At 64.7% G+C, this 22,852-nt stretch carries 22 protein-coding genes, 11 tRNA genes and 1 other RNA gene; 7 read left to right on the top strand and 27 right to left on the bottom strand.

Going from position 1 to position 22,852, the window contains the following annotated elements; genetic code table 11:
* Positions 1-16: 16 nt before the first annotated feature.
* Both M2299_RS14735 and sugE read right to left on the bottom strand, forming a co-directional pair.
* Positions 17-193 (bottom strand): hypothetical protein, encoded by a 177-nt coding sequence (locus M2299_RS14735; protein ID WP_280884579.1) that lies wholly within the window; start codon positions 191-193, stop codon positions 17-19.
* A 25-nt stretch (positions 194-218) separates the two neighbouring features.
* The gene (sugE, locus tag M2299_RS14730; protein WP_032977375.1) at positions 219-536 is read right to left on the bottom strand and encodes a quaternary ammonium compound efflux SMR transporter SugE; all 318 of its coding nucleotides are present in this window, start codon (positions 534-536) and stop codon (positions 219-221) included.
* A gap of 299 nt (positions 537-835) precedes the next feature.
* Here sugE and ffs point away from each other — a divergent pair.
* Positions 836-932, top strand: an RNA gene (gene ffs, locus M2299_RS14725) — signal recognition particle sRNA small type.
* 76 nt (positions 933-1,008) lie between these two features.
* Here ffs and M2299_RS14720 read toward each other — a convergent pair.
* The 3 genes from M2299_RS14720 to M2299_RS14710 are packed head-to-tail and all read right to left on the bottom strand — an operon-like array spanning position 1,009 to position 2,911.
* The gene (locus tag M2299_RS14720) at positions 1,009-1,398 is read right to left on the bottom strand and encodes a nuclear transport factor 2 family protein (protein WP_280884578.1); all 390 of its coding nucleotides are present in this window, start codon (positions 1,396-1,398) and stop codon (positions 1,009-1,011) included.
* Positions 1,395-2,162: an MBL fold metallo-hydrolase gene (locus M2299_RS14715; protein ID WP_025878163.1), complete on the bottom strand. Its 768-nt coding sequence runs from the start codon at positions 2,160-2,162 to the stop codon at positions 1,395-1,397. The genes M2299_RS14720 and M2299_RS14715 overlap by 4 nt, the downstream gene beginning before the upstream one ends.
* Positions 2,162-2,911, bottom strand: a complete 750-nt coding sequence (locus M2299_RS14710) for a 3-deoxy-D-manno-octulosonic acid kinase (RefSeq protein WP_033830466.1) — start codon at positions 2,909-2,911, stop codon at positions 2,162-2,164. Before M2299_RS14710 ends, M2299_RS14715 begins: the two co-directional genes overlap by 1 nt.
* A gap of 20 nt (positions 2,912-2,931) precedes the next feature.
* Here M2299_RS14710 and M2299_RS14705 point away from each other — a divergent pair, with 20 nt between their 5' ends.
* Positions 2,932-3,978 carry a glycosyltransferase family 9 protein gene (locus M2299_RS14705; protein ID WP_088101167.1) on the top strand — a complete coding sequence of 349 codons (1,047 nt, stop codon included), beginning with the start codon at positions 2,932-2,934 and terminating at the stop codon, positions 3,976-3,978.
* Positions 3,979-4,096: 118 nt separating this feature from the next.
* Here M2299_RS14705 and M2299_RS14700 read toward each other — a convergent pair whose 3' ends face one another.
* Both M2299_RS14700 and M2299_RS14695 read right to left on the bottom strand, forming a co-directional pair.
* On the bottom strand, positions 4,097-4,501 hold the full coding sequence (locus M2299_RS14700; RefSeq protein WP_280884577.1) for a DUF6165 family protein: 405 nt from the start codon (positions 4,499-4,501) through the stop codon (positions 4,097-4,099).
* Between the two features lie 219 nt (positions 4,502-4,720).
* Positions 4,721-4,811, bottom strand: a tRNA-Ser gene (locus M2299_RS14695).
* 169 nt (positions 4,812-4,980) lie between these two features.
* On the opposite strand from M2299_RS14695, the gene M2299_RS14690 reads away from it, so the two are divergent.
* Positions 4,981-5,685, top strand: coding sequence for a protein phosphatase 2C domain-containing protein (locus M2299_RS14690; RefSeq protein WP_025878157.1), 705 nt, complete (start codon positions 4,981-4,983; stop codon positions 5,683-5,685).
* Positions 5,686-5,798: 113 nt separating this feature from the next.
* Here M2299_RS14690 and dnaQ read toward each other — a convergent pair whose 3' ends face one another.
* The 3 genes from dnaQ to M2299_RS14675 are packed head-to-tail and all read right to left on the bottom strand — an operon-like array spanning position 5,799 to position 7,641.
* The gene (gene dnaQ / locus M2299_RS14685) at positions 5,799-6,527 is read right to left on the bottom strand and encodes a DNA polymerase III subunit epsilon (RefSeq protein WP_099841986.1); all 729 of its coding nucleotides are present in this window, start codon (positions 6,525-6,527) and stop codon (positions 5,799-5,801) included.
* A gap of 4 nt (positions 6,528-6,531) precedes the next feature.
* Positions 6,532-6,984 (bottom strand): ribonuclease HI, encoded by a 453-nt coding sequence (gene rnhA, locus M2299_RS14680; RefSeq protein ID WP_025878155.1) that lies wholly within the window; start codon positions 6,982-6,984, stop codon positions 6,532-6,534.
* Positions 6,985-6,996: 12 nt separating this feature from the next.
* Entirely contained in the window at positions 6,997-7,641 is a 645-nt protein-coding gene (locus M2299_RS14675; RefSeq protein ID WP_025878154.1) for a methyltransferase domain-containing protein, read from the bottom strand.
* Positions 7,642-7,652: 11 nt separating this feature from the next.
* On the opposite strand from M2299_RS14675, the gene gloB reads away from it, so the two are divergent.
* A complete protein-coding gene (gloB, locus tag M2299_RS14670) occupies positions 7,653-8,417 on the top strand; it encodes a hydroxyacylglutathione hydrolase (RefSeq protein ID WP_033830463.1) in 765 nt (254 codons plus the stop codon).
* Entirely contained in the window at positions 8,414-9,616 is a 1,203-nt protein-coding gene (locus tag M2299_RS14665) for a lytic transglycosylase domain-containing protein (protein WP_100435870.1), read from the top strand. The genes gloB and M2299_RS14665 overlap by 4 nt, the downstream gene beginning before the upstream one ends.
* A gap of 362 nt (positions 9,617-9,978) precedes the next feature.
* Here M2299_RS14665 and M2299_RS14660 read toward each other — a convergent pair whose 3' ends face one another.
* The 17 genes from M2299_RS14660 to M2299_RS14580 all read right to left on the bottom strand — a co-directional run bounded on the left by M2299_RS14660 (position 9,979) and on the right by M2299_RS14580 (position 21,178).
* Positions 9,979-11,934: a peptidyl-prolyl cis-trans isomerase gene (locus M2299_RS14660; protein ID WP_100435869.1), complete on the bottom strand. Its 1,956-nt coding sequence runs from the start codon at positions 11,932-11,934 to the stop codon at positions 9,979-9,981.
* A 184-nt stretch (positions 11,935-12,118) separates the two neighbouring features.
* Positions 12,119-12,195 (bottom strand) — tRNA-Asp (locus M2299_RS14655).
* 107 nt (positions 12,196-12,302) lie between these two features.
* Positions 12,303-12,379 (bottom strand) — tRNA-Asp (locus tag M2299_RS14650).
* An 89-nt stretch (positions 12,380-12,468) separates the two neighbouring features.
* Positions 12,469-12,545: transfer RNA gene (locus M2299_RS14645), tRNA-Asp, on the bottom strand.
* Positions 12,546-12,570: 25 nt separating this feature from the next.
* Positions 12,571-12,645 (bottom strand) — tRNA-Val (locus tag M2299_RS14640).
* A gap of 11 nt (positions 12,646-12,656) precedes the next feature.
* Complete coding sequence (locus M2299_RS14635; protein ID WP_004146343.1) at positions 12,657-12,929, bottom strand: HU family DNA-binding protein; 273 nt, start codon at positions 12,927-12,929, stop codon at positions 12,657-12,659.
* A gap of 218 nt (positions 12,930-13,147) precedes the next feature.
* The gene (gene lon, locus M2299_RS14630; RefSeq protein ID WP_025878144.1) at positions 13,148-15,601 is read right to left on the bottom strand and encodes an endopeptidase La; all 2,454 of its coding nucleotides are present in this window, start codon (positions 15,599-15,601) and stop codon (positions 13,148-13,150) included.
* A gap of 142 nt (positions 15,602-15,743) precedes the next feature.
* Positions 15,744-17,033 (bottom strand): ATP-dependent Clp protease ATP-binding subunit ClpX, encoded by a 1,290-nt coding sequence (gene clpX / locus M2299_RS14625; RefSeq protein WP_025878143.1) that lies wholly within the window; start codon positions 17,031-17,033, stop codon positions 15,744-15,746.
* A 126-nt stretch (positions 17,034-17,159) separates the two neighbouring features.
* Positions 17,160-17,786 carry an ATP-dependent Clp endopeptidase proteolytic subunit ClpP gene (gene clpP, locus M2299_RS14620; RefSeq protein WP_025878142.1) on the bottom strand — a complete coding sequence of 209 codons (627 nt, stop codon included), beginning with the start codon at positions 17,784-17,786 and terminating at the stop codon, positions 17,160-17,162.
* Positions 17,787-17,862: 76 nt separating this feature from the next.
* The gene (gene tig / locus M2299_RS14615; RefSeq protein WP_025878140.1) at positions 17,863-19,158 is read right to left on the bottom strand and encodes a trigger factor; all 1,296 of its coding nucleotides are present in this window, start codon (positions 19,156-19,158) and stop codon (positions 17,863-17,865) included.
* Between the two features lie 191 nt (positions 19,159-19,349).
* Positions 19,350-19,434 (bottom strand) — tRNA-Leu (locus M2299_RS14610).
* Positions 19,435-19,557: 123 nt separating this feature from the next.
* A complete protein-coding gene (locus M2299_RS14605) occupies positions 19,558-19,881 on the bottom strand; it encodes a hypothetical protein (protein WP_280884576.1) in 324 nt (107 codons plus the stop codon).
* A 472-nt stretch (positions 19,882-20,353) separates the two neighbouring features.
* A tRNA-Lys gene (locus M2299_RS14600) sits at positions 20,354-20,429 on the bottom strand.
* Positions 20,430-20,580: 151 nt separating this feature from the next.
* Positions 20,581-20,656, bottom strand: a tRNA-Lys gene (locus M2299_RS14595).
* A 79-nt stretch (positions 20,657-20,735) separates the two neighbouring features.
* Positions 20,736-20,812: transfer RNA gene (locus tag M2299_RS14590), tRNA-His, on the bottom strand.
* A gap of 173 nt (positions 20,813-20,985) precedes the next feature.
* Positions 20,986-21,062: transfer RNA gene (locus tag M2299_RS14585), tRNA-Arg, on the bottom strand.
* 39 nt (positions 21,063-21,101) lie between these two features.
* Positions 21,102-21,178, bottom strand: a tRNA-Pro gene (locus M2299_RS14580).
* A gap of 181 nt (positions 21,179-21,359) precedes the next feature.
* Here M2299_RS14580 and M2299_RS14575 point away from each other — a divergent pair.
* Together M2299_RS14575 and M2299_RS14570 are read left to right on the top strand one after the other, a co-directional pair.
* Positions 21,360-22,118 (top strand): Bax inhibitor-1/YccA family protein, encoded by a 759-nt coding sequence (locus tag M2299_RS14575; protein WP_025878135.1) that lies wholly within the window; start codon positions 21,360-21,362, stop codon positions 22,116-22,118.
* A 97-nt stretch (positions 22,119-22,215) separates the two neighbouring features.
* Positions 22,216-22,848, top strand: a complete 633-nt coding sequence (locus M2299_RS14570) for a flavin reductase family protein (RefSeq protein WP_099841982.1) — start codon at positions 22,216-22,218, stop codon at positions 22,846-22,848.
* The last annotated feature ends 4 nt before the right edge of the window (positions 22,849-22,852 follow it).

Raw genomic sequence — 22,852 nt, 5'->3', positions numbered from 1 at the left:
CGCGCCTGCCTGTCCGTCAGCGCGAAAACTCCCCGGTTTCGCTTGACGAATGGGCGCACTGTGCGGCCGTCACCGCCAGCACCACGTGAATCCGGCACATTATTTTCATGATGGCCGTCAAATAATCACGGCAGTCGTCACGACTTTGCCGAAAATGCATATTCTCTTGTTTCTGCAGAACGGGAATATCCATATTCCCGCCGCATTCGTAACCGGCCTCAGCTGCTGGAGAGTTTCATCAGCACCAGGCCGGCGACGATCAGTACCGCCGCGCCAATCCGCATCGGGCTGACCTGCTCGCCCAGGAACACGATGCCGACCACGAAGGCACCGACCGCGCCGATACCGGTCCAGATCGTATAGGCGGTGCCCAGCGGCAGGCTGCGCATGGCGACGGCCAGCAGCCAGAAGCTGGCGATCATGCCGACGATGGTGATGACGGTGGGGGTGAGTTTGGTGAAGCCTTCAGACTGCTTCATCGACACGGCCCAGACGATTTCCAGCAGGCCGGCAAACAACAGATAGATCCAGGCCATGACAGCCCTCCTTTGGTAGGGCCAGGCCGTCCTGGTCATTGAATCCCGATGTGGGGGAGGTCGTTCCTCCTGGGACCGGATTCTAGCAACGGCGGCAGCCACCGACCGATGCTGGGAGCACAGGGTTACATCGGATTCAGTGCATGAAGCTGGCATCAACGCACCTGCCTGCGCTAGAATGCGCGTCTGCCATCGGTAAGCCGATGTGCAGTCCGGCTGTGGTCTCCGGCGCACAACGCGCTGCTTCCCCTGATCCGTGAATCGGCCGCCTCCGGGCGGCCAACGTCTCTATGGTGGCCCCGTCGGCCCCTCGCGACGCTAGGTCGAAAACTCCGCCAGGGCCGGAAGGCAGCAACGGTATCGATCGACGCGGGCGCCGAGGTCAGCCGGCGGGGCCACCGCCTTTTCGGCGAAGCCCCGCTCCGGTAGATGCCAGCCTTGGTTGGCGGCCTTCGCCGGGCATGCCCCGGCGCTACCGCGCCTCCGGCGTACCCTGATGGAACACCAACCGCCAGCCCGTTGAATGCTGACGCCACAGCGAGCTGCGCAGCACCCACCGCTGCGGTTGGTCATCGACGTGATAGCGACTGCGGTAACGCACCTGGGCCAAGCCCTCTGCCAGCATCCACACGGCGTACTGGTCCGACTCGATCACCACCTGCGCACGCTCCAGCGGGATCTCTTCCAGCGCGGCTTCACGGCCGTAGCACTGGCCGGAGCTGCCGATCTCATTGAAATCCTCATCCAGCAATGCCGCCAGACGCTCATGGTCTGCGCGCACCTGCGGGCAATGCAGTGCGCGTTCCATCCCCTCCAGTTCGGCGGCCAGCGCCGGTGAAGCGGCGGCGCCAGCGCTGCTCACGGCGGATCCTGCGCCAGCACGTGCGGGGCGGTCGGCGCGGCCAGCACAACGCACTGGCCCGGCTGTGCCACCCGGTGCCCGCGCGCGGCCAGGGCCTGGCCATCGGCCACGCTGGCGTAGTGGTACAGCATCATCCGTGCCTGCAGCTCGGCGCTGTACTCGCGCTCCAGATCATCTACCCCGGTATGCGAAGGATTGCCGTGCAACCCGCAGTCGTGGGCGATCAGTTCGTTGTCACTGGCATAGCGCGCCAGCATTTCCGGAATCGGCCTGGTGTCGCCGCTCCAGGTCAGCGCGCCCTGCAGGCGCAGGCCATAGGCCGTCTCCGGCCAGTGGTGCCGCACGGGGAACACCTCCAGCCGCACACCCTCGTGCCAGAACGCATCGCCCACCACGATCAGCTGGAAGGCATCCCAGAAGTTGGCGCCGCCCTCGGCCAGCACGTTCGGGTAATCGCCGATGCGCTTGTGCAGCAGCGGCACCACCGTGGCCGGCACGTACAGGCGCACCTTGCCGCGCCGCTGCGCGCTGAAGAAGGTATCCACGAACAGCCGTTCGAAACCGGCCACGTGATCCAGGTGCACATGGGTAACGAACAGCGCCTGCGGCATATGCCCGTAATGGGCCTTGAAGGCAGTCAGGCCTTCGCCGCCGCAGTCGATGGTCAGCCACGGCCGGCCATCGCGCTCGATCACCGACATCGGCGAACCCAGCTCGACCGCCGACGCATTGCCGACGCCGAGGAAACGCAACGACCAGTCCATCAGGTGCCCCGGTTCCAGGCCATGTCATAGGCGCGACGCAGGCGCGCGTAGTCTTTTTCCACGTCTTCCACGCTGCGCTCACCGCGCAGCTTGACCAGCGAGCGCAGCAGGCGCTTGAGATTGCGCTCGCGCCAGGCCGTGGCCGGGATGCGGATCACCCCGCGATCGAAGTCGATCAGCCAGCCATGCCCGTTGCCATCGAACAGGATGTTGTGCGCATTGAGATCGGCATGGTCCAGCCCGGCACGGTGGAAGCGCGCGATCATCCGCCCGGTTTCCTCCCACGGTGCCCCGCGCCCGGCCACCAGTGCGCGGTCGGCCAGCGAGCGCACCCCTTCGATCCGTTCCATCAGGATCGCGGCGCGGTAGCGCAGGCCTTCACGCATGTAGAAGGCGGCAATCGGCCTGGGCACCGGCAGCTTCTTCTCGCGCAACGCGCGCATCAGCCGGAATTCGGCAAAGCTGCGGGTCCGGTCCGCCCCCCGCCAGATGTACTGGTCGTGGCTGATCCGGGCCGCCAGCCCCCCGCGCAGGTAGTGCCGCAGTACGCTGGCGCCGAACGGCGCATCCACGAACCAGGCGCTGCCACGGCCGCCCTCACCCACCGGCCGGGCCTTGCCGGCCCAGTGCTGTGGCGAGAACAGACCGATGTCGGCTTGCCGCAGCCGCTCGCGGTCGAACAGAATGGCCCCGATGCCGCGACCCTCGCGGCATGGCGTCAGCGCTTCATTGGCGTCGAATGCGACCATTCCTTTGAGTCTAACAACACATGGCATCAGCGTCCTCCTCCTTGTGTCTTCTGCGCCTGTCCGCTCTTGGCGATGTGACCCACGTAGTGCCGCTGGTGCGCACCCTGCAGGCCGCGCGCCCGGACACGCCGATCCACTGGATCATCGACAAGGTCGGGCAGAAGCTGCTCGATGGCCTGCCGGGCGTCACCTTCCACGCCTACGACAAGAAGACCGGCATGGCCGGAGTGAAGGAGCTGCGCAAGCAGTTGCCACCCGGGCGTTTCGAGGCCCTGCTGCAGATGCAGGTGGCGTTCCGCGCCAACGTGCTGTCCGCCTTCATTCCTGCCGAGCGCCGCATCGGGTACGACCGCAGCCGCTCCAAGGATCTGCACGGCCTCTTCATCAACGAACGCATCCCTGATCGCCCGGGCATCCATGTGCTCGATGCCATCGGCAGCTTCTGCGAGCCGCTGGGCCTGCGCCAGACTGATGTCAGCTGGGACCTGGCCGTGCCGCAGGCAGCCTATGACTGGGCCGCTGCGCAATGGCAGGACGATGGCCGGCCGGTGCTGATGATCTCGCCCTGCTCCAGCCACGTGCGCCGCAACTGGTACGCCGACCGCTATGCCGAGGTCGCCAACCATGCCGTCACGCGCGGTTGGCGGATCGTACTGTGCGGCGGCCGCAGCGAACTGGAGCGCAGCATGGCCGACGCCATCCAGGCCCAGCTGGATGTTCCGGCACTGGACCTGGTCGGCAAGGACACGCTCAAGCAGTTGCCGGCCCTGCTGGCCCGCGCCAATCTGGTGATGACTCCGGACTCTGGCCCGATGCACATTGCCAACGCAATGGGTACCAAGGTGCTGGGCCTGCATGCGGCCAGCAACCCGAACCGCAGCGGCCCGTATTCGGACCGCCGCTACTGCGCGGACCGCTACGACGACGCGGCGCGCAAGTATCTGGGCAAGCAGGCAGCCGACCTCAAGTGGGGCACCAAGATCGAATTCGACGATGTGATGGAACTGATCACCGTCGAGGACGGCATTGCCGCGTTCGAGCGTTACGTCGCCGACCATCTGGGGTGAGTGGCACGCCGGGCAGCTGAGCGCTGTCTACTGGGTGCGGACCTTGGTCCGCACCGTCCCGCAACCCGGGAGATCCAGCCACGCATGGCGTGGATCTACTGCGTCGGGCCGCCCGGGATTACGCGCGCTGCGTGTAATCCTGGTAGGACTTCTCTTCCACGTACGCCGAACCCAGCGCCAGGTTGATCGCCTTCTTGATGCGTGCGCGTTCGTCGTTGCGCAGGTACACGCTGCGCGCCAGGTCGATGAACCCCTGATCGAACGCCTGCGCCTTGTCCTTCAGGCGGATGTCGTCCTCGATCTCCCACAGCTGCTCGTTGACCGCCTTCAGCTTGGCGCGCAGCTTGGCGATGTCCTTCACTGCCGCCGGGTGCGCCATCCACGTGGTTTCCAGCGCGGACAGCTCCTTGCGTACGTTGGCCAGCTTGCCTTCGTCACTGATGCGCTCGGACTTGATCTGCAGGATCGAGATCTTGTCCAGCAGCTCGCCGAATGAAACGGGGACGAGGATTTCAGCGGTCATGGGGAACGCTCCAGCAAATGATGCACACATGGTAACCCGCGGCACGCGAACAGCATCCACGCATGGCGTGGATCTACTCAAGCATCCGGGGGAAGGTCGGCAAAGGGAGGGGCCCGAACGTTGCATCGCAACGTTTGGGGCGACGCGCTAAGCGTCGTCGCATCCCCGCGCCAGATTAAAAAAGAAGGGCTGCCTTTCGGCAGCCCTTCTTTTTTAATCTGGCGGAGAGGGGGGGATTCGAACCCCCGAGGCGCTATAAACGCCTGCCTGATTTCGAGTCAGGTACATTCAACCGCTCTGCCACCTCTCCAGATGTTCCCCGGCGAACCGGGGACGCGCATCATACGAGGAAGCGCGGCTGACGACAAGTCATTGCGCCCAATGAAGTGAAATTTTCCTGACTGCATGGCTTGCCGGATGTCCGCTTGGCCGTGATGATGCCGTTCTCCCCGGCATTACCCCCTCGCCCAGCACCCACCATGATCGAATTCGGACATCTCACCCACCCCGGCCTGCGCCGCGAGCTCAATGAGGACACCTATTACGGTGACGGCGAGCTGGCCCTGTGGCTGGTAGCCGACGGCATGGGCGGGCACGCCTGCGGCGAAGTGGCCAGCGCACTGGCGCGCGAGACCATCGTCCGTGAGATCCGCCGTGGCGCGCCGTTGGCGCAGGCGATCCGCACGGCCGACGAAGAGATCATCCGCGCCTCGCGCCGGCGCAACGACAGCCTGCCGATGGGCACCACCGTGGTCGCTGCACGGGTGCAGGGCAACCGTTACGAAGTGGCCTGGGTCGGCGACAGCCGCGCCTATCTGTGGCGCGATGGCCAGCTTGCCCAGCTCAGCCAGGACCACAGCGTGGTGCAGGAACTGGTCGCGCAGGGCAACCTGACCGCCGAGCAGGCGCGCGCCCATCCCCACCGGAACGTGGTCACCCAGGCACTGGGCGTCACCGACCCGGCACACCTGAACGTGGCGACCACCAGCGGCGAGCTGCGCCCGGGCATGCAGTTGCTGCTGTGCAGTGATGGCCTGACCGAGGAAGTGGATGACCGCGGCATCGCCCGCACCCTCGCCTTCGACGACGCCAGCGCGCAGGAATGCGTGGACAGCCTGGTCGCCTCCGCCCTCGACGGCGGCGGCTCGGACAACATCACCGTGATCCTGGTGCGCTGCCACTGATCCACGCCATCCACGCATGGCGTGGATCTACAGTAGAGCCACGCCATGCGTGGCTGCATTTCACACGCATCACCACGCCATGCGTGGCTGCATTTCGCACGCCACCGCTGCGCCTACGCGCTCGCGGCCTCTTCCAACTTCGGGCCGTCCCACAACGCGTGGCCGGCCTTCTTGCGCAGCCGTTCCAGACGCGCCGCATGCGCTTCCTGCTCCGACGGCGTGGCCACCACGCGCGGCCGCGGCAGCAGCTTGGACGCATCGAACGCCTGCAACGCCGCAGCGCCACCGGCATCGTCATCGCCCAGCCCGAAGCCGATCTCCTCCTGGCCCGAGGTCAACGCGATGTACACATCCCCCAGGATCTGCGCATCCAGCAGACCGCCATGCAGGGCGCGGTGCGAGTTGTCCACGCCCAGCCGCTTGCACAGGGCGTCGAGCGAGTTGCGCTGGCCCGGGAAGCGCTCGCGCGCCAGCGCCAGGGTATCGATCACCGTGCAGCGGTCGGTGATCTTCCCGTACTGCTCTCCCAACAGGGAAAGCTCATTGTCGAGAAAGCCCAGGTCGAACGCGGCGTTGTGGATGATCAGCTCGGCGCCATCGATGAAGGCCAGGAACTCCTCCACGACCTGCGCGAACTCCGGCTTGTCGGCGAGGAATTCCAGGGTCAGGCCGGTCACTTCCTGCGCACCCTGTTCGAATTCGCAGTCCGGCTTCAGGTACTGGTGATAGGTATTGCCGGTCGGGCGGCGCTTGAACAACTCGACGCAGCCGATTTCGACGACGCGGTTGCCCTTCTTCCACTCCAGGCCGGTGGTTTCGGTATCAAGGATGATCTGACGCATCGGCTCAGTTTACCGGGCTGCCGTCGCGGATCTGGATCGCGGCGTTGCGGGCCAGGGTATCCACACGTTCATTGTCCGGGTCGCCGGAATGGCCTTTCACCCAGCGCCAGTCGATCTGGTGCCGCAGCGTGGCGGCCTGCAGGCGCTCCCACAGTTCACGGTTCTTCACCGGGTCACCGCCGGCGGTCTTCCAGTTCTTGCGGATCCAGCCCGGCAGCCACTGGGTCAGGCCCTGCCGTACGTACTGCGAATCGGTATAGAGGACGATCTCACAGGGCTCGGTCAACGACTCCAGCCCGGAAATGGCCGCCATCAGCTCCATCCGATTGTTGGTGGTATGCGCTTCGCCACCGCTCAGTTCGCGCTCGTGCCCCTTGTAGCGCAACAGCGCCGCCCAGCCACCGGGGCCGGGATTGCCGAGGCAGGAACCGTCGGTGTGGATTTCGATGGTTTTCAATACAACTCCAGATCAGGTAGCAACGGTGCCGTGCCAACGCACGGGCAACGGGGTCGGCCCGGGCAGGGCCAGCGTGCGTTTTTCAGCGTGGAACAGGCAGGCCGCGCGCAGGGGGGCCCATCCGCCGCGACGGCGGCTGCCGGCACCCTGCCACATCGGCCCCAGGTAACGCATGTCCTCGCATTCCAGCCCATGGCGCTCAAGCAGCTGGCGGATCCGCTGCGGCGTGCGCACCACCAGCCCGTGCTGGCGCCAGCGCGTGCGGAACGGGCTGAACGGGTTGAGGCTGGTCAGCCACAGATGGCCGCCGGGCATCAGCACGCGCTCGCATTCGTCCAGCAGATGGTCGGCATCGCCGACGGTCACATGCTGCAGCACGATGGCGTTGACGCTCTCGTTGGGCAGCGGCAACGGCAGGGCACAGCGGGTATCGCCGGCGTAACCACTGCCCTGGCGATGCAGGCGCAGGCCCCGACCGCCCAGCTGCGCATCCGCCAGCCAGGCGGCGCTGGGGGCGATCCACAACCAGGGCCGGGTCGGCAGCAGCGACAGCTGCGGCAGCAGCAGCTGCCGTTCGAGCACGCGCAGGGCCTCCGCCGGTTCACTGTCGAACCACGGGGCCTGGCTCGCTTGACGGGTGCTCTGCAGCGCGGGCATGGTCCAATTCTATGCGACTGACTGCCCTGCCCGCATTTGCGGACAATTACATCTGGATGCTGATTGCCGACGACGGTGCTGCCGTGGTCGTCGATCCCGGCGACGCTGCGCCGGTACTGGCGCTGGCCGCCCAAGGCGTGCGCGTGGACACCATCCTGCTCACCCATCACCACGACGATCACATCGGCGGAGTACCGGCGCTGCAGGCGCGTTTCCCCGGGGTGCGCGTGGTCGCACCGGTCGACGAGCGCATCCCGATGGCCACCGAGCGGGTCGGTGAAGGTGAACGTGTTCAGGCACTGGGCCGGATGTTCCACGTACTATCCGTCCCCGGGCACACCCGCAGCCACATCGCGTTTCACACCGCTGAACAGCTTTTCAGCGGAGATTCGTTGTTCAGCCTGGGCTGTGGGCGCCTGTTCGAAGGTACGCCGTCCCAGCTGCTGGCATCGATGCGCAAGCTGGGTGCCCTGCCCGCGCAACTGCTGCTGTGTTGCGCTCACGAGTACACCGTGTCAAATGCCGTCTTCGCGCGGCATGTCGACCCCGCCAACGCTGCCTTGTTGCAGCGCCAAGAGGAGGCTTTGGCCATGCGCCGCGATGACCGTTCCACCCTGCCAGTATCCCTGGCCGATGAAATTGCCTGCAATCCGTTCCTGCGTACCCACACGGCGCCCATCCGCGCGGCCGTGTCGGCGCACCTGGGGCGCGAAGTCGTGGACGACGTCGACGTCATGGCCGGTCTCCGGCACTGGAAAGACGGCTTCCGCGCATGAGTCGCCGAAGTCTGCCGCTGGCCCTGGGTCTCGTCCTGGGGTTGGCCGGAACTGCCGGCGCACAATCGCTGGGCGCCGGCATCAGCCAGAACCTGACCGCCGCCTCGGCCCTGCCGCTGGATCCGTCAACGCTGCCGGCCGCATCGGTACGTAACGGCCAGGAGATCTTCTCCAGCTTCCGCGACGGCCTTGCAGAACCTACCTGTGACGCCGAAGCCACCAGCCCGCGCTGGCAGAAGCAGTTCGCCCATGCGCCTTCGCGGTTGGCCAACCAGGATGACGACGCGCTGGTGCTGTTCGGCTATGTGGTCGAAGAGCTGCGCAAAGCCAACCTGCCCACCGAATTCGCCCTGATTCCCTTCGTCGAAAGTGGCTACCGGCCCAATGCCCGCAACGGCAGCGGCCCGACCGGCCTGTGGCAGTTCATCGCCACCACGGCACGCAACCATCGCGTACCGATGAGCAACAACTACGACGGCCGACTGTCGGCAGTGGAGTCCACCCAGGCCGCCGTGCGCTACCTGAAGACCCTGCATGGCATGTTCGGCGGTGACTGGCGGCTGGCCACGATGGCCTACAACGCCGGTGAATACCGCGTGCTGCAGTCCATGCGCAAGGCCGGCATGAATGCGCAGAACGCCAAGCCGGCCGGCCTGCCCGGGCTGTCGCCGGTCACCCATGCCTACGTCGAGAAGCTGCATGCCCTGGCCTGCGTGCTGGAAGACGTGGAAGACCAGCCGGGCGTGATGGCCTCGCTGGACCGCACCGTACCGGTGCTGAAGGACCACACCCTGCCGGCGGGCACCAGCGTCCAGCAGTGGGCCGCCCAGCGCGCGCTGGACCCGGCGAAGATCGCCCGCCTGAATCCGGCACTGGCCGCCGGCAACCGCCCGTCGGGCACCGCCCGCGTACTGGCCCCGGTTTCGGCGTCCAGCGCGGACGTTGCCGACATCACCAGCACGGCCGTTGCAACAGCAGTGGCCAGCACCGCCAGCGCCGCGCCGAGCCCGCAGGTGGCCAAGGTGGTCGCCTCGGCTGCCGATCGCCCGCGCAACCGTCGCCACACCGTGCGCAATGGCGAATCGGCATGGACCATCGCCCGCCGCTACGGCATGCCGGTGAAGGCGCTGTTGTCGCTGAACGGCTTGAGCGGCAGCAGCGTGCTGAAGCCAGGCGCGGTACTGCGCGTCGAAGACTGAGGTCGGTGCGGCGCTGACGCGCCGTTTCCGGCCAACGGCGAAGCCCCTCGCGGGTGGCGGCAGCAGCATTCATGAGTTGGGACGAGCGAGGTGGACCCACGGGGACGCCGTGAACCCATCCTTGGGGGCTTGTCCGCGGCATCCATGCCGCGGACACCCCCGCGCGCCCACCCCGCCCGTCCCCTGATGGTTTCCGGTGGCACCCATGGATTGAAGGATGAAGAGCAGGAGCAGGTCGCTTCGCTTCTGGTAGCGGCCGACCTTGGTCGGCACTCATCGCGCAGGTCACGGATCGATCAGGGTTGCGACAACAAAAAAGGCCCGGCAATGCCGGGCCTTTTCGTTCCTGCTCGCCGGAGGGCTTACAGGTTCGCTTCGGTGGTCTGGATCAAGAACTTCTTGCGCATCGCCTCGATGTAGGCCTTGGCCGCGGCCATGCCGTCGATCTGGCTCAGCTGGTCCTTCAACTGCTTCTGCTGTTCGGCGGTCACTTCCTTGATGTCGCCCGGGTTGACCTTGTTCACCGCGAAGACCAGCGCATGGCCGTTGACATCGACCTTGCCGTAGCTCGGCTTGCCCTCGGCAGGCAGCGGCGCACTGAAGATCGCACGGTTGATCTCCGGGGTCGGCACCGGCTGGCTGCGCGGCAGGCCCGGCATCGGGCTCAGCTGCAGCTTCTCGCTGGCAGCCAGCGACTGCAGGGTCGCGCCCGCCTTCAGCTTGGCCAGCAGGGCATCGGCGGCCTTGTCACCGGCCTGCCGCTGACGGTCGGCACGGATCGCGGCGATCACCTGCTCACGCGCCTTGTCCAGCGGCAGCGCCTGCTCCGGGGTATGCGCGGCAACGCGGATCACCACGCTGTGGTTGCTGCTGCCGCCCAGGGCGATCGGATCGCTGGCGGTACCGTCCTGCACCAGGACGTCGGAGAAGGCCGCACGCAGCACGGCCGGATCAGCGGCAATACCGCTGGCGGTCGTGCGCGTGATCGGGCCCAGCGTCTGCATCGACAGGCCGACCGCCTTGGCGGCCGCGGACAGGTCGCTCGGGCTCTTGTTGATGGCATCGACCAGGCGGCCCGCCAGATCATTGAAGCCGCGCTCGCCGTCGGCCTTCAACTGCTCGGCAGCCAAGGTGTCGCGTACTTCTTCGAAGGACTTGCCCTGGCCGCCACGAACCGCTGCGACCTTGATGATGTGGTAACCGAAGTCGGTCTTGACCGGGCCGATCACCTCACCCGCCTTGGCACCAAACAGTGCGTCTTCGAACGGCTTGACCATCGCGCCCCGCTCCACCCAGCCCAGGTCACCGCCCTGCGCCTTGGAGCCGGGATCTTCCGAGTTCGCCTTGGCCAGCGCGGCAAAGTCGGCACCTGCCGCCTTTGCTTCGACAGCCAGCTTGGCGGCCTTGGCTTCAGCACCGTCGCCGGTGATCAGGATGTGCGCGGCCTGGCGCTGTTCCGGCGTGGCGAACTTGGCCTTCTCGTCTTCATAGCGCTTGCGCAGGGTCGCTTCGTCGGCCGCAGTCGGCGCCGGCAGGTTGGCACCATTGAGCTCGACATACTCCAGCGACACCGATTCGGCCTGGCGGAAATCCTTGCCATGGCTGTCGTACCACTGCTTGATCTGCGCGTCGGTCACCGGCGCGGTATCCACCGGAACTTCCGGCAGCGCGGCCAGTTCCACATCGCGGGTCTCGCCCAGCAGCTTCAACAGACGCTCGGTCTCGGCCTGGGTGACAAAGCCGGAATTCTGCAGGCCCGACGGGATCACCGACTGCTGCAGGCTCTCACGCACTAGTTCCTGGAACTGGGTCGGCGTGCGCGGCGGATTGCCACCGGCCAGGGCCAGACGGTAATTGCTTTCGCTGAACTTGCCATCGGCGCCCAGGAAGCCCGGAATGGTGGTGATGTATTCGCGCACAGCGCCGTCGCCAATCACGACACCGGCCTGCTCACCGACCAGGCGCACGACCTGCTCGTCGATCAACTGGTCGAGCACGGCCAGCTTGTTCTCGGTGCTTTCGAACGCGCGCGGGTCGAAGTTCTCGCCCTGCTGCTGGCGTTCGCGCATGCGTTCCTGCTCGAAACGGGTGCGGAAGTCCTGTGCACTGATCTCATGGTGCTGCCACATCATGCGCACCGGCCACCAGGACGGTGCCGAGCGCCACCAGGTCGGCGGTGCCGAAACCTTGGCGACGTTCTGTGCGCCGACGCCACCGAGGTAGCTGTTGTCGATCACGAACAGGAACGGAATCATCAGCAGCCCCAGGATCACGGTGACGATCCAGCCTGAGGTCTTGTCGCGGAGTTTCTGCAGCATGGTGAGGAATCACAAGGCTTGATTGGCGAGCCCGGCAGTGTAACCCGCTTCGCGGCGTGGACCAAAAGCAGTGGCAGCAGGGCCTGGCGCCATCCCGCCCAGGCGATCTACAGGTTCGCGCGCATCGAATGATGGAAACGGCGCAAAGAAAAAGCCCCCGACTTGCGTCGAGGGCTCTTAGAGTTGGCGGAGCGGACGGGACTCGAACCCGCGACCTCCGGCGTGACAGGCCAGCATTCTAACCAGCTGAACTACCGCTCCGCGCTTGAAACTTTGCAGGCGCTCAGTATATCCGAAGACTTCCTGAAAACCTACCCCGCTGAACACTTTTTTCAAAGTTTTTTCACGAGGATTTAAGAGTTTTGCAATGGCGGAGCGGACGGGACTCGAACCCGCGACCTCCGGCGTGACAGGCCAGCATTCTAACCAGCTGAACTACCGCTCCGTATTGCAGACCTCTTTGTTTTCTCTACAACCGGTTGGTTGGAGAGAAAACAAGGCCCCCAGCTTTTCGGCCGGGGGCCTCGTTGAAAATGGCGGAGCGGACGGGACTCGAACCCGCGACCTCCGGCGTGACAGGCCAGCATTCTAACCAGCTGAACTACCGCTCCACATTTCAAACTTACCGCGGTGCTGTGGTGGGTGCTGAGGGTTTCGAACCCCCGACCCTCTCCGTGTAAAGGAGACGCTCTACCGCTGAGCTAAGCACCCCAGCGAGCCGCTTAGTTTACAGCATCCTTCAGGGCCTTACCAGCCTTGAACGACGGATTCTTCGAAGCAGCGATCTTGATGGTGTCGCCGGTCTTCGGGTTACGGCCGGTGCGGGCAGCACGGTCGCGGACCTGGAAGGTACCGAAGCCGACCAGGGTGACCGCATCGCCGTCCTTCAGCGCCTTGGTGACGGCAGCAACGACGGCATCGACAGCGCGGCTGGACTCGGCCTTGGTCAGGTCGGCAGCTTCAGCAACGGCATCGATCAATTCGGTCTTGTTCATTCTTTACAACTCCTTTGGCGGTGGGTTCCGCGTATTCGACAGGGAAGCAACCGCACGACGTCTGCATGCGGTTGCCATGTGGAAACGGTTCGCCGAATTCAGTGAGCGCTGACTGCGATCACTCATTCGCGAGTGCTGCTTTTATACCAGCGGCCCTACCCCCACGCAAGCTGGAAAGCCAGCAACGACGCGGGTTTCAAGCATTTCGACAGGACGCATCAATGCTTGACGCGCGCGTTTCCACTCGGTTTGGCCTTGCTGCGCACCGTGACGCGCTGCGCACTCTTGCGCGTCTTCTTCGGTGCCAGCGGACGTTCCAGGGCCAGATCGAGCACTTCCTCGATGTACTTCACCGGCACGATCTCCAGGTCGCGGGTGACGTTGGCCGGAATGTCGGCAAGATCCTTACGGTTCTCATCGGGGATGATCACCGTGCGGATTCCGCCGCGCAGGGCCGCCAGCAGCTTCTCCTTGAGACCGCCGATCGCGGTGACGCGACCACGCAGGGTGATTTCGCCGGTCATCGCCACGTCGGCGCGCACGGCGACCTTGGTCAGCATCGACACCAGCGAGGTCACCATTGCCGCACCGGCACTGGGGCCATCCTTCGGCGTCGCACCATCGGGTACATGCAGATGCACGTCGTGCTTCTGCAGGAAGTCCGCATCGATGCCGAAGCGCTCGGCGCGCGAACGCACCACCGACAACGCCGCCGACGCTGATTCCTTCATCACGTTGCCGAGCTGGCCGGTCAGGATCAGCTGGCCCTTGCCCGGTACCAGCGTCGATTCGATCTGCAGCAGATCGCCACCGACTTCGGTCCAGGCCAGGCCCGTGACCAGGCCGATCTCGTTCTCTTCTTCGGCACGGCCGAAGTCGAAGCGACGCACGCCCAGGTACTTGTCCAGGTTCTTGCTCGACACGCTCACCAGCGCCTTGGACTTGCGCGCACCCTTCTTCGCCTTCGCCACCGGCTGCGGCCCACCCAGCGCGATTTCCTTCACCACCTTGCGGCAGATCTTGGCGATCTCGCGTTCCAGGTTGCGCACGCCGGATTCGCGCGTGTAGTAGCGCACGATGTCCTGGATGGCATCGCTGCCGATCTCCAGCTCTTCCGGCTTCAGGCCGTTGGCCTTGATCTGCTTGGGCGACAGGTAACGGGTGGCGATGTTGAGCTTCTCATCCTCGGTGTAACCGGGGATGCGGATCACTTCCATGCGGTCCAGCAGCGGGCCGGGGATGTTGAGCGAGTTGGAGGTCGCCACGAACATCACTTCGGACAGGTCCAGGTCCACTTCCAGGTAGTGGTCGTTGAACGCGTTGTTCTGCTCGGGATCGAGCACTTCCAGCAGCGCCGAGGACGGATCGCCACGGAAGTCCATCGACATCTTGTCGATCTCGTCCAGCACGAACAGCGGGTTCTTGCTGCCCACCTTGTTGAGGTTCTGCACGATGCGGCCCGGCATCGAACCGACATAGGTACGACGGTGGCCACGGATCTCGGCTTCATCGCGCACGCCGCCCAGCGACATGCGCACGAACTTGCGGTTGGTTGCCTTGGCGATGGACTGGCCCAGCGAGGTCTTGCCCACGCCCGGCGGCCCGACCAGGCACAGGATCGGACCCTTCATCTGCTTCACCCGCGACTGCACCGCCAGGTATTCAAGGATGCGTTCCTTGACCTTCTCCAGGCCGTAGTGATCGGCATCGAGGGTGTCCTGCGCGGCCTTCAGGTCCTTGCGCACCTTGCTGCGCTTCTTCCACGGCACGCCCAGCAGCCACTCCAGGTAGTTGCGCACGACCGCTGCTTCGGCAGACATCGGCGACATCTGCTTGAGCTTGTTGAGCTCGTTGCGCGCCTTGGCTTCCACCGGCTTGGGCATGCCCGCTTCGGCGATCTTGCGCGCCAGCTCTTCCAGTTCGCCCGGCGCATCGTCCAGGTCACCCAGTTCCTTCTGGATGGCCTTCATCTGTTCGTTGAGGTAGTACTCGCGCTGGCTCTTTTCCATCTGCGACTTCACGCGGCCGCGGATGCGCTTTTCCATCTGCTGCACGTCGATCTCGCCGTCGACCAGGCCGACCAGCATCTCCAGGCGTTCGCCCACGGCCAGCGTTTCCAGCAGGCGCTGCTTGTCCGACAACCGCACGCTGATATGGGCGGCGATGGTATCGGCCAGGCGTGTCGGCTCATCGATGCCGGCCAGGGTCTGCAGCAGTTCCGGCGGCAGCTTGCGGTTGGTCTTGACGTACTGCTCGAACAGCGACATCAGCGAGCGGGCGATGGCCTCGATTTCGCGCGGCTCGCGTGCATCGGCGGCTTCGATTTCCACGGCCTGGCCGTGCAGCGATCCATCGCGTTCGCTGACGCTGGTCACCTGCACGCGCGACAGGCCTTCGACCAGCACCTTGATGGTGCCGTCGGGCAGCTTCAGCAGCTGCAGCACCTGCGCCAGCGTGCCGACCTGGTAGAGGTCGGCGGCCTGCGGGTCATCGGTCTCGGCCGACTTCTGCGCCAGCAGCAGGATGCGCTTGTCTGCTTCCATCGCCTGTTCCAGCGCGTGCATGGACTTGTCGCGGCCGACAAACAGCGGGATGACCATGTGCGGGAATACCACTACGTCGCGCAGCGGCAGGACCGGCAGGTCGAGGGTCTCACTTGGGGAACGGGCCATGGGGGCTCCAGGGAAGGGGAAAACCGTCTCCGGGAGGGCATCTTCCGGAGACAAAAAAAGCCGATGGCCCCGTTATGGGGCCATCGGCTTTCAGATGCAAGACGTTCCGAGAAAATTCTTTCTATTCAACAAGTTGAAAGAATCATTCGGCGCCAGCGGCCTTCTGTTCAGGGACCGGCGGCGTCTGGTAGATCAGGTACGGCTCGGACTTGTGCTCGATCACCGATTCATCCACGACAACCTTGCTGACGTTTTCCTGCGACGGCAGGTCGTACATGGTGTCCAGCAGGACCGATTCGACGATGGTACGCAGGCCGCGGGCACCGGTCTTGCGCTTGAGCGCCTTCTTGGCGATGGCCGACAACGCGTCCGGCCGGAACTCCAGCTCGACGTTCTCCATCTCGAACAGCTTCTTGAACTGCTTGGTGATGGCGTTCTTCGGCTCGGTCAGGATGCGGATCAGGGCCGGCTCGTCCAGCTCTTCCAAGGTCGCGACCACCGGCAGGCGGCCCACGAACTCGGGAATCAGGCCGAACTTGATCAGGTCTTCCGGCTCGACTTCAGCCAGCACCTTACCCACTTCCTGCTTGCGCTCACTGCTCTTCACCTTGGCGCCGAAACCAATGCCGCCGGCGTCGTTGGAGCGCTGCTGGATCACCTTGTCCAGGCCGGCAAACGCACCGCCGCAGATGAACAGGATGTTCTTGGTGTCCACCTGCAGGAATTCCTGCTGCGGATGCTTGCGCCCACCCTGCGGCGGAACGCTGGCAACGGTGCCTTCGATCAGCTTCAACAGGGCCTGCTGCACGCCTTCGCCGGACACATCGCGGGTGATCGACGGGTTCTCGCTCTTGCGCGAGATCTTGTCGATTTCATCGATGTAGACGATGCCCTGCTGTGCCTTCTCGACGTCGTAGTCGCACTTCTGCAGCAGCTTCTGGATGATGTTCTCCACGTCCTCGCCCACGTAACCGGCCTCGGTCAGCGTGGTGGCGTCGGCCATGGTGAACGGCACGTTGAGCAGGCGGGCCAGGGTCTCGGCCAGCAGGGTCTTGCCCGAACCGGTCGGACCGACCAGCAGGATGTTCGACTTCGCCAGCTCGACTTCGTCGTTCTTCTGGCGGCTCTCGATGCGCTTGTAGTGGTTGTACACGGCCACGGCCAGGGTCCGCTTGGCGCGGTTCTGTCCGATCACGTACTGGTCGAGCACCTCGAGGATCTCGCGCGGCTTGGGCAGCGAACTGCGCGCCGACTGCGCCTTTTCCTCAAGCTCCTCTCGGATGATGTCGTTGCACAGCTCCACGCACTCATCGCAGATGAACACGCTCGGACCGGCAATCAGCTTGCGCACTTCATGCTGGCTCTTGCCGCAGAAAGAGCAGTAGAGGATCTTGCCGGTGTCCGTGGAACGACCTTGGCGGTCTTCGCTCATGCTTCGCTTACCCAGTTACCCCACCCGCTGAACGGGGGTTCGATTCGAGAATAACACAGGGCCGGAGGGACATCAGTCCACCCGACCCTGCAGGAACGGGGCCTGCCATGGCCCCGTGAGTGCCGGTCAGCCGGCCTGGATCGACTCTTCCGGACGACGCTCCAGGACCTGGTCGACCAGGCCGTAGGCGACCGCATCGACCGCGCTCTTGAAGTTGTCGCGCTCGGTATCGCGCGCGATGGTCTCCAGCGACTGGCCGGTGTGCTTGGCCAGCACTTCGTTCAGGCGCGCACGCAGGGTCAGGATCTCGCGTGCGTGGATGTCGATGTCGGTGGCCTGGCCCTGGAAGCCACCCAGCGGCTGGTGGATCATCACCCGCGAGTTCGGCAGCGCATAGCGCTTGCCCGCCGCACCGGACGCCAGCAGCAGCGCGCCCATCGAGGCGGCCTGGCCAACGCAGATGGTGCTCACGTCCGGCTTGATGTACTGCATGGTGTCGTAGATCGCCATGCCGGCGGTGACCACGCCACCCGGCGAGTTGATGTAGATGCTGATGTCCTTTTCCGGGTTTTCCGCTTCCAGGAACAGCAGCTGCGCCACCACCACGTTGGCCATGTGATCGTCGATCGGGCCAACCAGGAAGATCAGGCGCTCCTTCAACAGGCGCGAATAGATGTCGTAGGCACGCTCGCCGCGGCTGGTCTGCTCGACCACCATGGGAACCATGTTCAGGGCTTTGGTTCGGTTGTCCATTTCGTGAGGTACCTATCTTGGGGGGAAACACCCCCGCGCCAGGGCTGGCGCGGGGTATCCGGCAATCCGCCAGGGATTACTGGCGGATCGCGTCCTGGAACGACAGCTTTTCTTCAGTGTGCTGGGCGCGCTCGGCGATCCAGTCGATCACCTGCTCTTCCATCACGCGGTTCTGCAGGCCAGACATCAGCTGGGGGTCGTTGCGGTACATCTCAATGACCTGTTCCGGCTCTTCGTAGGTCGAGGCGATCAGACGCATCGTTTCATTCAGACGCTTCGGCTCCAGGCGCAGGTCGTTGCTGCGGGCCACTTCGCCGACCACCAGGCCGACCAGCACGCGCTTGGCAGCAGCGTCCTTGAAGCCTTCGTGGGCGTCGGCCGGGATCTCGCCCGGGTTGCGGCCACTGCGGCGGATCTGCTCGACCTGCTGGGCCAGCATGGCACGGGCTTCGTTCTCGACCAGGCGCGGCGGCATTTCCACCGACGAATAGGCCGCGATCAGCTGCTCGCCGACTTCACGACGCAGGCGGTTCATCAGTGCGCCCTTCAGCTCACGCTCGAGGTTGGCGCGGATGTCGCTGCGGAACTGCTCGACGTCGCCACCCTTCACGCCGAAGCTCTTGATGAAGGCTTCATCGACGGCCGGCACGACCGGCTCGGACACGTCGCTGACCTTCACGGTGACCTGCACGGTCTTGCCCGCCAGCGCCGGCACGCGCCAGTCAGCCGGGAACTCGACGTCCAGGGTCTTCTCTTCGTCCTTGGCCATGCCGACCAGGCCCTGTTCGATGGTCTCGAACATCATGCCCTGGCCGAGCACGATGCTGCCCTTCTCGGTGCCTTCGGCCGGCAGGCGCTCGTCACCGGCCTGCGACCAGGTTTCCAGTGCGACCAGGTCGCCGTCCTGCGCGGCACGGGTGACCGGCGACCAGCTGCGACGCTGCGTCTGCAGGTTCTCGATCATCTGGTCGATGTCGGCATCGGTGATTTCGGCGGTGTGGCGCACCACGGTCAGCTTGCTGACGTCGATGTCACCGAAGTCCGGCACCACTTCGACGGTGGCCACGAAGGAGAACTCACCCTCGTCACCCTTGTCGATGCGAGGGCTGCCGACGATGCGCAGGTCGTGCTCACGCACGGCGGCGTCGAAGGTTTCGCGCAGCAGGCCGTCCAGCGCCTCGCCACGGACCTGCGCGCCGAAGCGCTGCTCGATCACCTTGGCCGGCACTTTGCCCGGACGGAAACCCTTGATGCGGGTGGTGCGGGCGATTTCGCCCAGGCGGCCGTTGATGTGGCTCTGCAGACGGTCTTCCGGCAGCGAGAAGCTCAGGCGGCGTTCCAGGTTGCCGATGGTTTCAATCGAAGCTTGCATGTTGACTCCTGCCACCGGTGGCGCCCTGGCCCCCGGCTCGATGATGGATGAAACGGTTGTAAGGACACGACGTCGATGACGCGCCTGCTTGCCGCAGCCCTTTAGTTTCGCCCAATTCGGGCGGCGCCGCCAGCACGGCCGGGCGCAGGGGTTGACGCGGAATGCCCGACTGGGCGGGGGACGGGCCGGCCTGGTGCGAAAGGGGGGACTCGAACCCCCACGCCTTGCGGCACTGGAACCTAAATCCAGGGCGTCTACCAATTCCGCCACTTTCGCGTGGCCGGCTCAGGTGTTCATTGTTGCAGGCGGGGGCGGAAAGCGGAAGGCTTCCACAAAACTGAACAGGGAAATTACCCTTTGGAGCCGGCCTGGGCGCATCCCGCCCCAGGCCGATCCTGGTCAGCGGGCGGCCGGCGCGGGCCCGGGTGTTTCGCCCGCAGGGACGCCGGCCGCATCGTCACTGGGTGTTTCCAGCGTGGCGCCATCGACGGAGCGCGCCACTTCAACCGCGCCAGCAGGCAGCGCCTCCCCTGTCGCCCCGGTCGACTGCGTGGCGTCGCGACCCTCCACCGGCTGTGCCGCGATGTGGTCGACATCCGCAGATCGCTCGACCGTCCGCGCGTAGTCCGGTGCAGCGGCGGTAGCCGCCTCGTCCGCCCTGCAGCCCGACAGGGCGACCACCACGGCGGCCAGCATCACGCCCATGCTCTTGTTGAACGTCATCGAAGCACTCCTCATGCATGCGCCTTCGGCGCGGAGCACCTATTGGGAGCGATGCCGGCAGCAACCGGTGAGAAGCAGCTCACAGCATTGAACATGCTGATGACGCATGTGACGCTGATTTCAGCCACGCTTCAGTAGATCCACGCCATGCGTGGATGAACCCATCAATGCCTGCGATATCCACCCATGACGGGGATCTGCCGACGCTGCCGCAGGCAAGAAAAAAGCCACTTGGCGGACCAAGTGGCTTTCGTCTGGTGGGCTGTCAAGGATTCGAACCTTGGGGAGGCGGCTGCGCATTCGCGCTGCCGCCCCACGCGCTGCTGCACACCGCGCGGGCCCCTCTCACCAACGCCCACATCCCCCCGGCTTCGCCGCGCCCCCTTGACTCAAGGGGGCTATCCTCCAGCCGGCTCCACGCCAGCGGAGACATAAAGAAAAAAGCCACTTGGCGGACCAAGTGGCTTTCGTCTGGTGGGCTGTCAAGGATTCGAACCTTGGACCTATTGATTAAGAGTCAACTGCTCTACCAACTGAGCTAACAGCCCGAAATCGGGGGGCGAATTATGACCCGATCCGCGAGGGCGTTGCAAGCACTTTCTTCAACGTCGTTGAAACAAGCACTGCAACCAGCGATCCATCGCGAAGGGTTACATCTTGAAGAAAAAAGCCACCGGGCGGACCCGATGGCTTCTGTCTTGGTGGGCTGTCAAGGATTCGAACCTTGGACCTATTGATTAAGAGTCAACTGCTCTACCAACTGAGCTAACAGCCCTTGAAACTCAGGCGCACATTATAGCCGGCGACCTGTTTATTGCAATACCGTTTCGGCGATGCCGATGCGGTTGAATCAGTGGGGTGGCTGAGGGGATTCGAACCCCCGACCACCGGAATCACAATCCGGTACTCTAACCAACTGAGCTACAGCCACCACTGAAACTTTAGCTTCACCGCCAATGCTGCCGACGCTGACGCTTGATACGTTGCCCGAGGACTGTCACCGAAGTTCAGGTCCGCCGAAGCGAGTCCGATATTCTGGTGGAGTCTGCATGCTTTTGCAAGCACTTCTTCACATCCGCCAGCTACGTTCCGGTGTCGCACCAATGGCGCGCCCGACAGGAATCGAACCTGTAACCGCCGGCTTAGAAGGCCGGTGCTCTATCCAGTTGAGCTACGGGCGCCCGAACCGGAACGGCGTCCAATCCGACGTGACGTGGGATTGGTCGGGGTAGAGGGATTCGAACCCCCGACATCCTGCTCCCAAAGCAGGCGCGCTACCAGACTGCGCTATACCCCGGTGTTGCAATCCCCTCGGGCATGGACCCGGGGAGCTGGCCATTGTGGCCAAGCGCCCTGCGAACTGTCAACGCGCAATCCCAGCCCTGCCCCGCCATGACCACAGCTTGCGCAGTCATCGGCTATGCTCGCAGCCAGCGGCCGGATGGCCCAATCGCCCCCTTTTCGCACGGAGACCTCGCATGCGCAGCGGCAACCCGGCTCTTTCCGAGTCGACCTTCCTCGATCTGGCCAGTGGCTCGGTGGTGACCAGCCCCGACCAGGCCATGACCCTCAATGGCACCGTCAACAAGACCGGCTTCCTGCTGCTGCTGACCGTGCTGACCGCGGCCTTCGCCTGGAACCAGACCGTGGACGACTACGGCCAGGTGATGGCCGGCGCCAAGCTGTACGCCATGGGCGGGGCGATCGGTGGCTTGGTGCTGGCCCTGATCACCGTGTTCAAGAAGGAATGGTCGCCGGTCACCGCACCGCTCTATGCGCTGGTGGAAGGCCTGTTCCTGGGTGCCATCTCAGCCGTGTTCAACATGAAGTTCCCGGGCATCGTGTTCCAGGCCGTGCTGCTGACCTTCGGCACCCTGTTCGCACTGCTGTTCGCCTACCGCAGCGGCCTGATCAAGGCCACCGAGAACTTCAAGCTCGGCGTGGTCGCCGCCACCGGCGGCATCGCCCTGCTGTACCTGGCCTCGTTCGTGCTGGGCTTCTTCAACATCAACGTGCCGGTGATCCATGACGCCAGCTGGCTGGGCATCGCCTTCAGCCTGTTCGTGGTGGTCGTGGCCGCGCTGAACCTGGTGCTGGATTTCGACTTCATCGAAACCGGCGTGGCCCAGCGCGCGCCGAAGTACATGGAATGGTATGGCGCATTCGGCCTGATGGTGACCCTGGTCTGGCTGTATGTGGAGTTCCTGCGCCTGCTGTCGAAGATCCAGCAGCGCTGATCCAGCCCATGCCGTAAACGACAAGGCCGCGGTCCGTCGGGATCGCGGCCTTTTTTTGTAGCGTCGAGCACGCTCGACTCCCGCGGAGACACGCCCAATGGCAGACACCCTCCCTCCCCGCTTCCACAGCTATCGCCCGGCCGATGGCCATCGCCTGCCACACGATCCGTTCAACGCCATCATCGGCCCCCGACCCATTGGTTGGATCTGCAGTCGTGATGCCGACAGCAATGTGAACCTGGCGCCCTACAGCTTCTTCAACGCGTTCAACTACACGCCGCCGATCATTGGCTTCAGCAGCCAGGGCCGCAAGGACTCGCTGCGCAACATCGAAGCCACCGGCGAGTTCGTCTGGAACCTCGCCACATTTGATCTGGCCCAGGCAATGAACGAGAGCTGCCGCGCAGTCGCGCCAGACGTGGACGAGTTCGTCCTGGCCGGGCTGACACCACTGGCCTCGGAGCAGGTTGCACCGCCGCGCGTTGCGCAGAGCCCGGTGAGCATGGAGTGCCGCTGCACGCAGATCGTGCGTCTGCGCGACGCGGCCGGTAACGACACCAATGGCTGGCTGGTACTGGGAGAAGTGGTCGCCGTGCATATCGATACGCGGTTGCTCGTCGACGGCATCTACGACACCGCAGCGAGCGACACCATCCTGCGCGGTGGCGGACCGGCCGACTACTTCCGGATCACCGCCGACCAACGCTTCCGCATGCTGCGGCCCGCCTGAGCCC

The sequence above is a fragment of the Stenotrophomonas sp. 1278 genome (assembly GCF_029892765.1).
GTDB classification, from domain to species: Bacteria; Pseudomonadota; Gammaproteobacteria; order Xanthomonadales; family Xanthomonadaceae; genus Stenotrophomonas; species Stenotrophomonas indicatrix.
This window is presented reverse-complemented; position numbering and strand designations above follow the sequence as displayed.

Excerpts from the sequence above, each read along its gene's own strand:
- M2299_RS14705 (WP_088101167.1), top strand. The coding sequence starts at position 2,932 with ATGGCATCAGCGTCCTCCTCCTTGTGTCTTCTGCGCCTGTCCGCTCTT.
- M2299_RS14665 (WP_100435870.1), top strand. The coding sequence starts at position 8,414 with ATGAGTCGCCGAAGTCTGCCGCTGGCCCTGGGTCTCGTCCTGGGGTTG.
- sugE (WP_032977375.1), bottom strand. The coding sequence starts at position 536 with ATGGCCTGGATCTATCTGTTGTTTGCCGGCCTGCTGGAAATCGTCTGG.
- M2299_RS14710 (WP_033830466.1), bottom strand. The coding sequence starts at position 2,911 with ATGGTCGCATTCGACGCCAATGAAGCGCTGACGCCATGCCGCGAGGGT.
- M2299_RS14575 (WP_025878135.1), top strand. The coding sequence starts at position 21,360 with ATGCGCAGCGGCAACCCGGCTCTTTCCGAGTCGACCTTCCTCGATCTG.
- tig (WP_025878140.1), bottom strand. The coding sequence starts at position 19,158 with ATGCAAGCTTCGATTGAAACCATCGGCAACCTGGAACGCCGCCTGAGC.
- M2299_RS14660 (WP_100435869.1), bottom strand. The coding sequence starts at position 11,934 with ATGCTGCAGAAACTCCGCGACAAGACCTCAGGCTGGATCGTCACCGTG.
- M2299_RS14675 (WP_025878154.1), bottom strand. The coding sequence starts at position 7,641 with ATGCCCGCGCTGCAGAGCACCCGTCAAGCGAGCCAGGCCCCGTGGTTC.
- M2299_RS14690 (WP_025878157.1), top strand. The coding sequence starts at position 4,981 with ATGATCGAATTCGGACATCTCACCCACCCCGGCCTGCGCCGCGAGCTC.
- M2299_RS14715 (WP_025878163.1), bottom strand. The coding sequence starts at position 2,162 with ATGGACTGGTCGTTGCGTTTCCTCGGCGTCGGCAATGCGTCGGCGGTC.
- dnaQ (WP_099841986.1), bottom strand. The coding sequence starts at position 6,527 with ATGCGTCAGATCATCCTTGATACCGAAACCACCGGCCTGGAGTGGAAG.
- gloB (WP_033830463.1), top strand. The coding sequence starts at position 7,653 with ATGCGACTGACTGCCCTGCCCGCATTTGCGGACAATTACATCTGGATG.
- M2299_RS14635 (WP_004146343.1), bottom strand. The coding sequence starts at position 12,929 with ATGAACAAGACCGAATTGATCGATGCCGTTGCTGAAGCTGCCGACCTG.
- M2299_RS14735 (WP_280884579.1), bottom strand. The coding sequence starts at position 193 with ATGGATATTCCCGTTCTGCAGAAACAAGAGAATATGCATTTTCGGCAA.
- M2299_RS14700 (WP_280884577.1), bottom strand. The coding sequence starts at position 4,501 with ATGACCGCTGAAATCCTCGTCCCCGTTTCATTCGGCGAGCTGCTGGAC.
- M2299_RS14605 (WP_280884576.1), bottom strand. The coding sequence starts at position 19,881 with ATGACGTTCAACAAGAGCATGGGCGTGATGCTGGCCGCCGTGGTGGTC.
- lon (WP_025878144.1), bottom strand. The coding sequence starts at position 15,601 with ATGGCCCGTTCCCCAAGTGAGACCCTCGACCTGCCGGTCCTGCCGCTG.
- clpX (WP_025878143.1), bottom strand. The coding sequence starts at position 17,033 with ATGAGCGAAGACCGCCAAGGTCGTTCCACGGACACCGGCAAGATCCTC.
- M2299_RS14570 (WP_099841982.1), top strand. The coding sequence starts at position 22,216 with ATGGCAGACACCCTCCCTCCCCGCTTCCACAGCTATCGCCCGGCCGAT.
- clpP (WP_025878142.1), bottom strand. The coding sequence starts at position 17,786 with ATGGACAACCGAACCAAAGCCCTGAACATGGTTCCCATGGTGGTCGAG.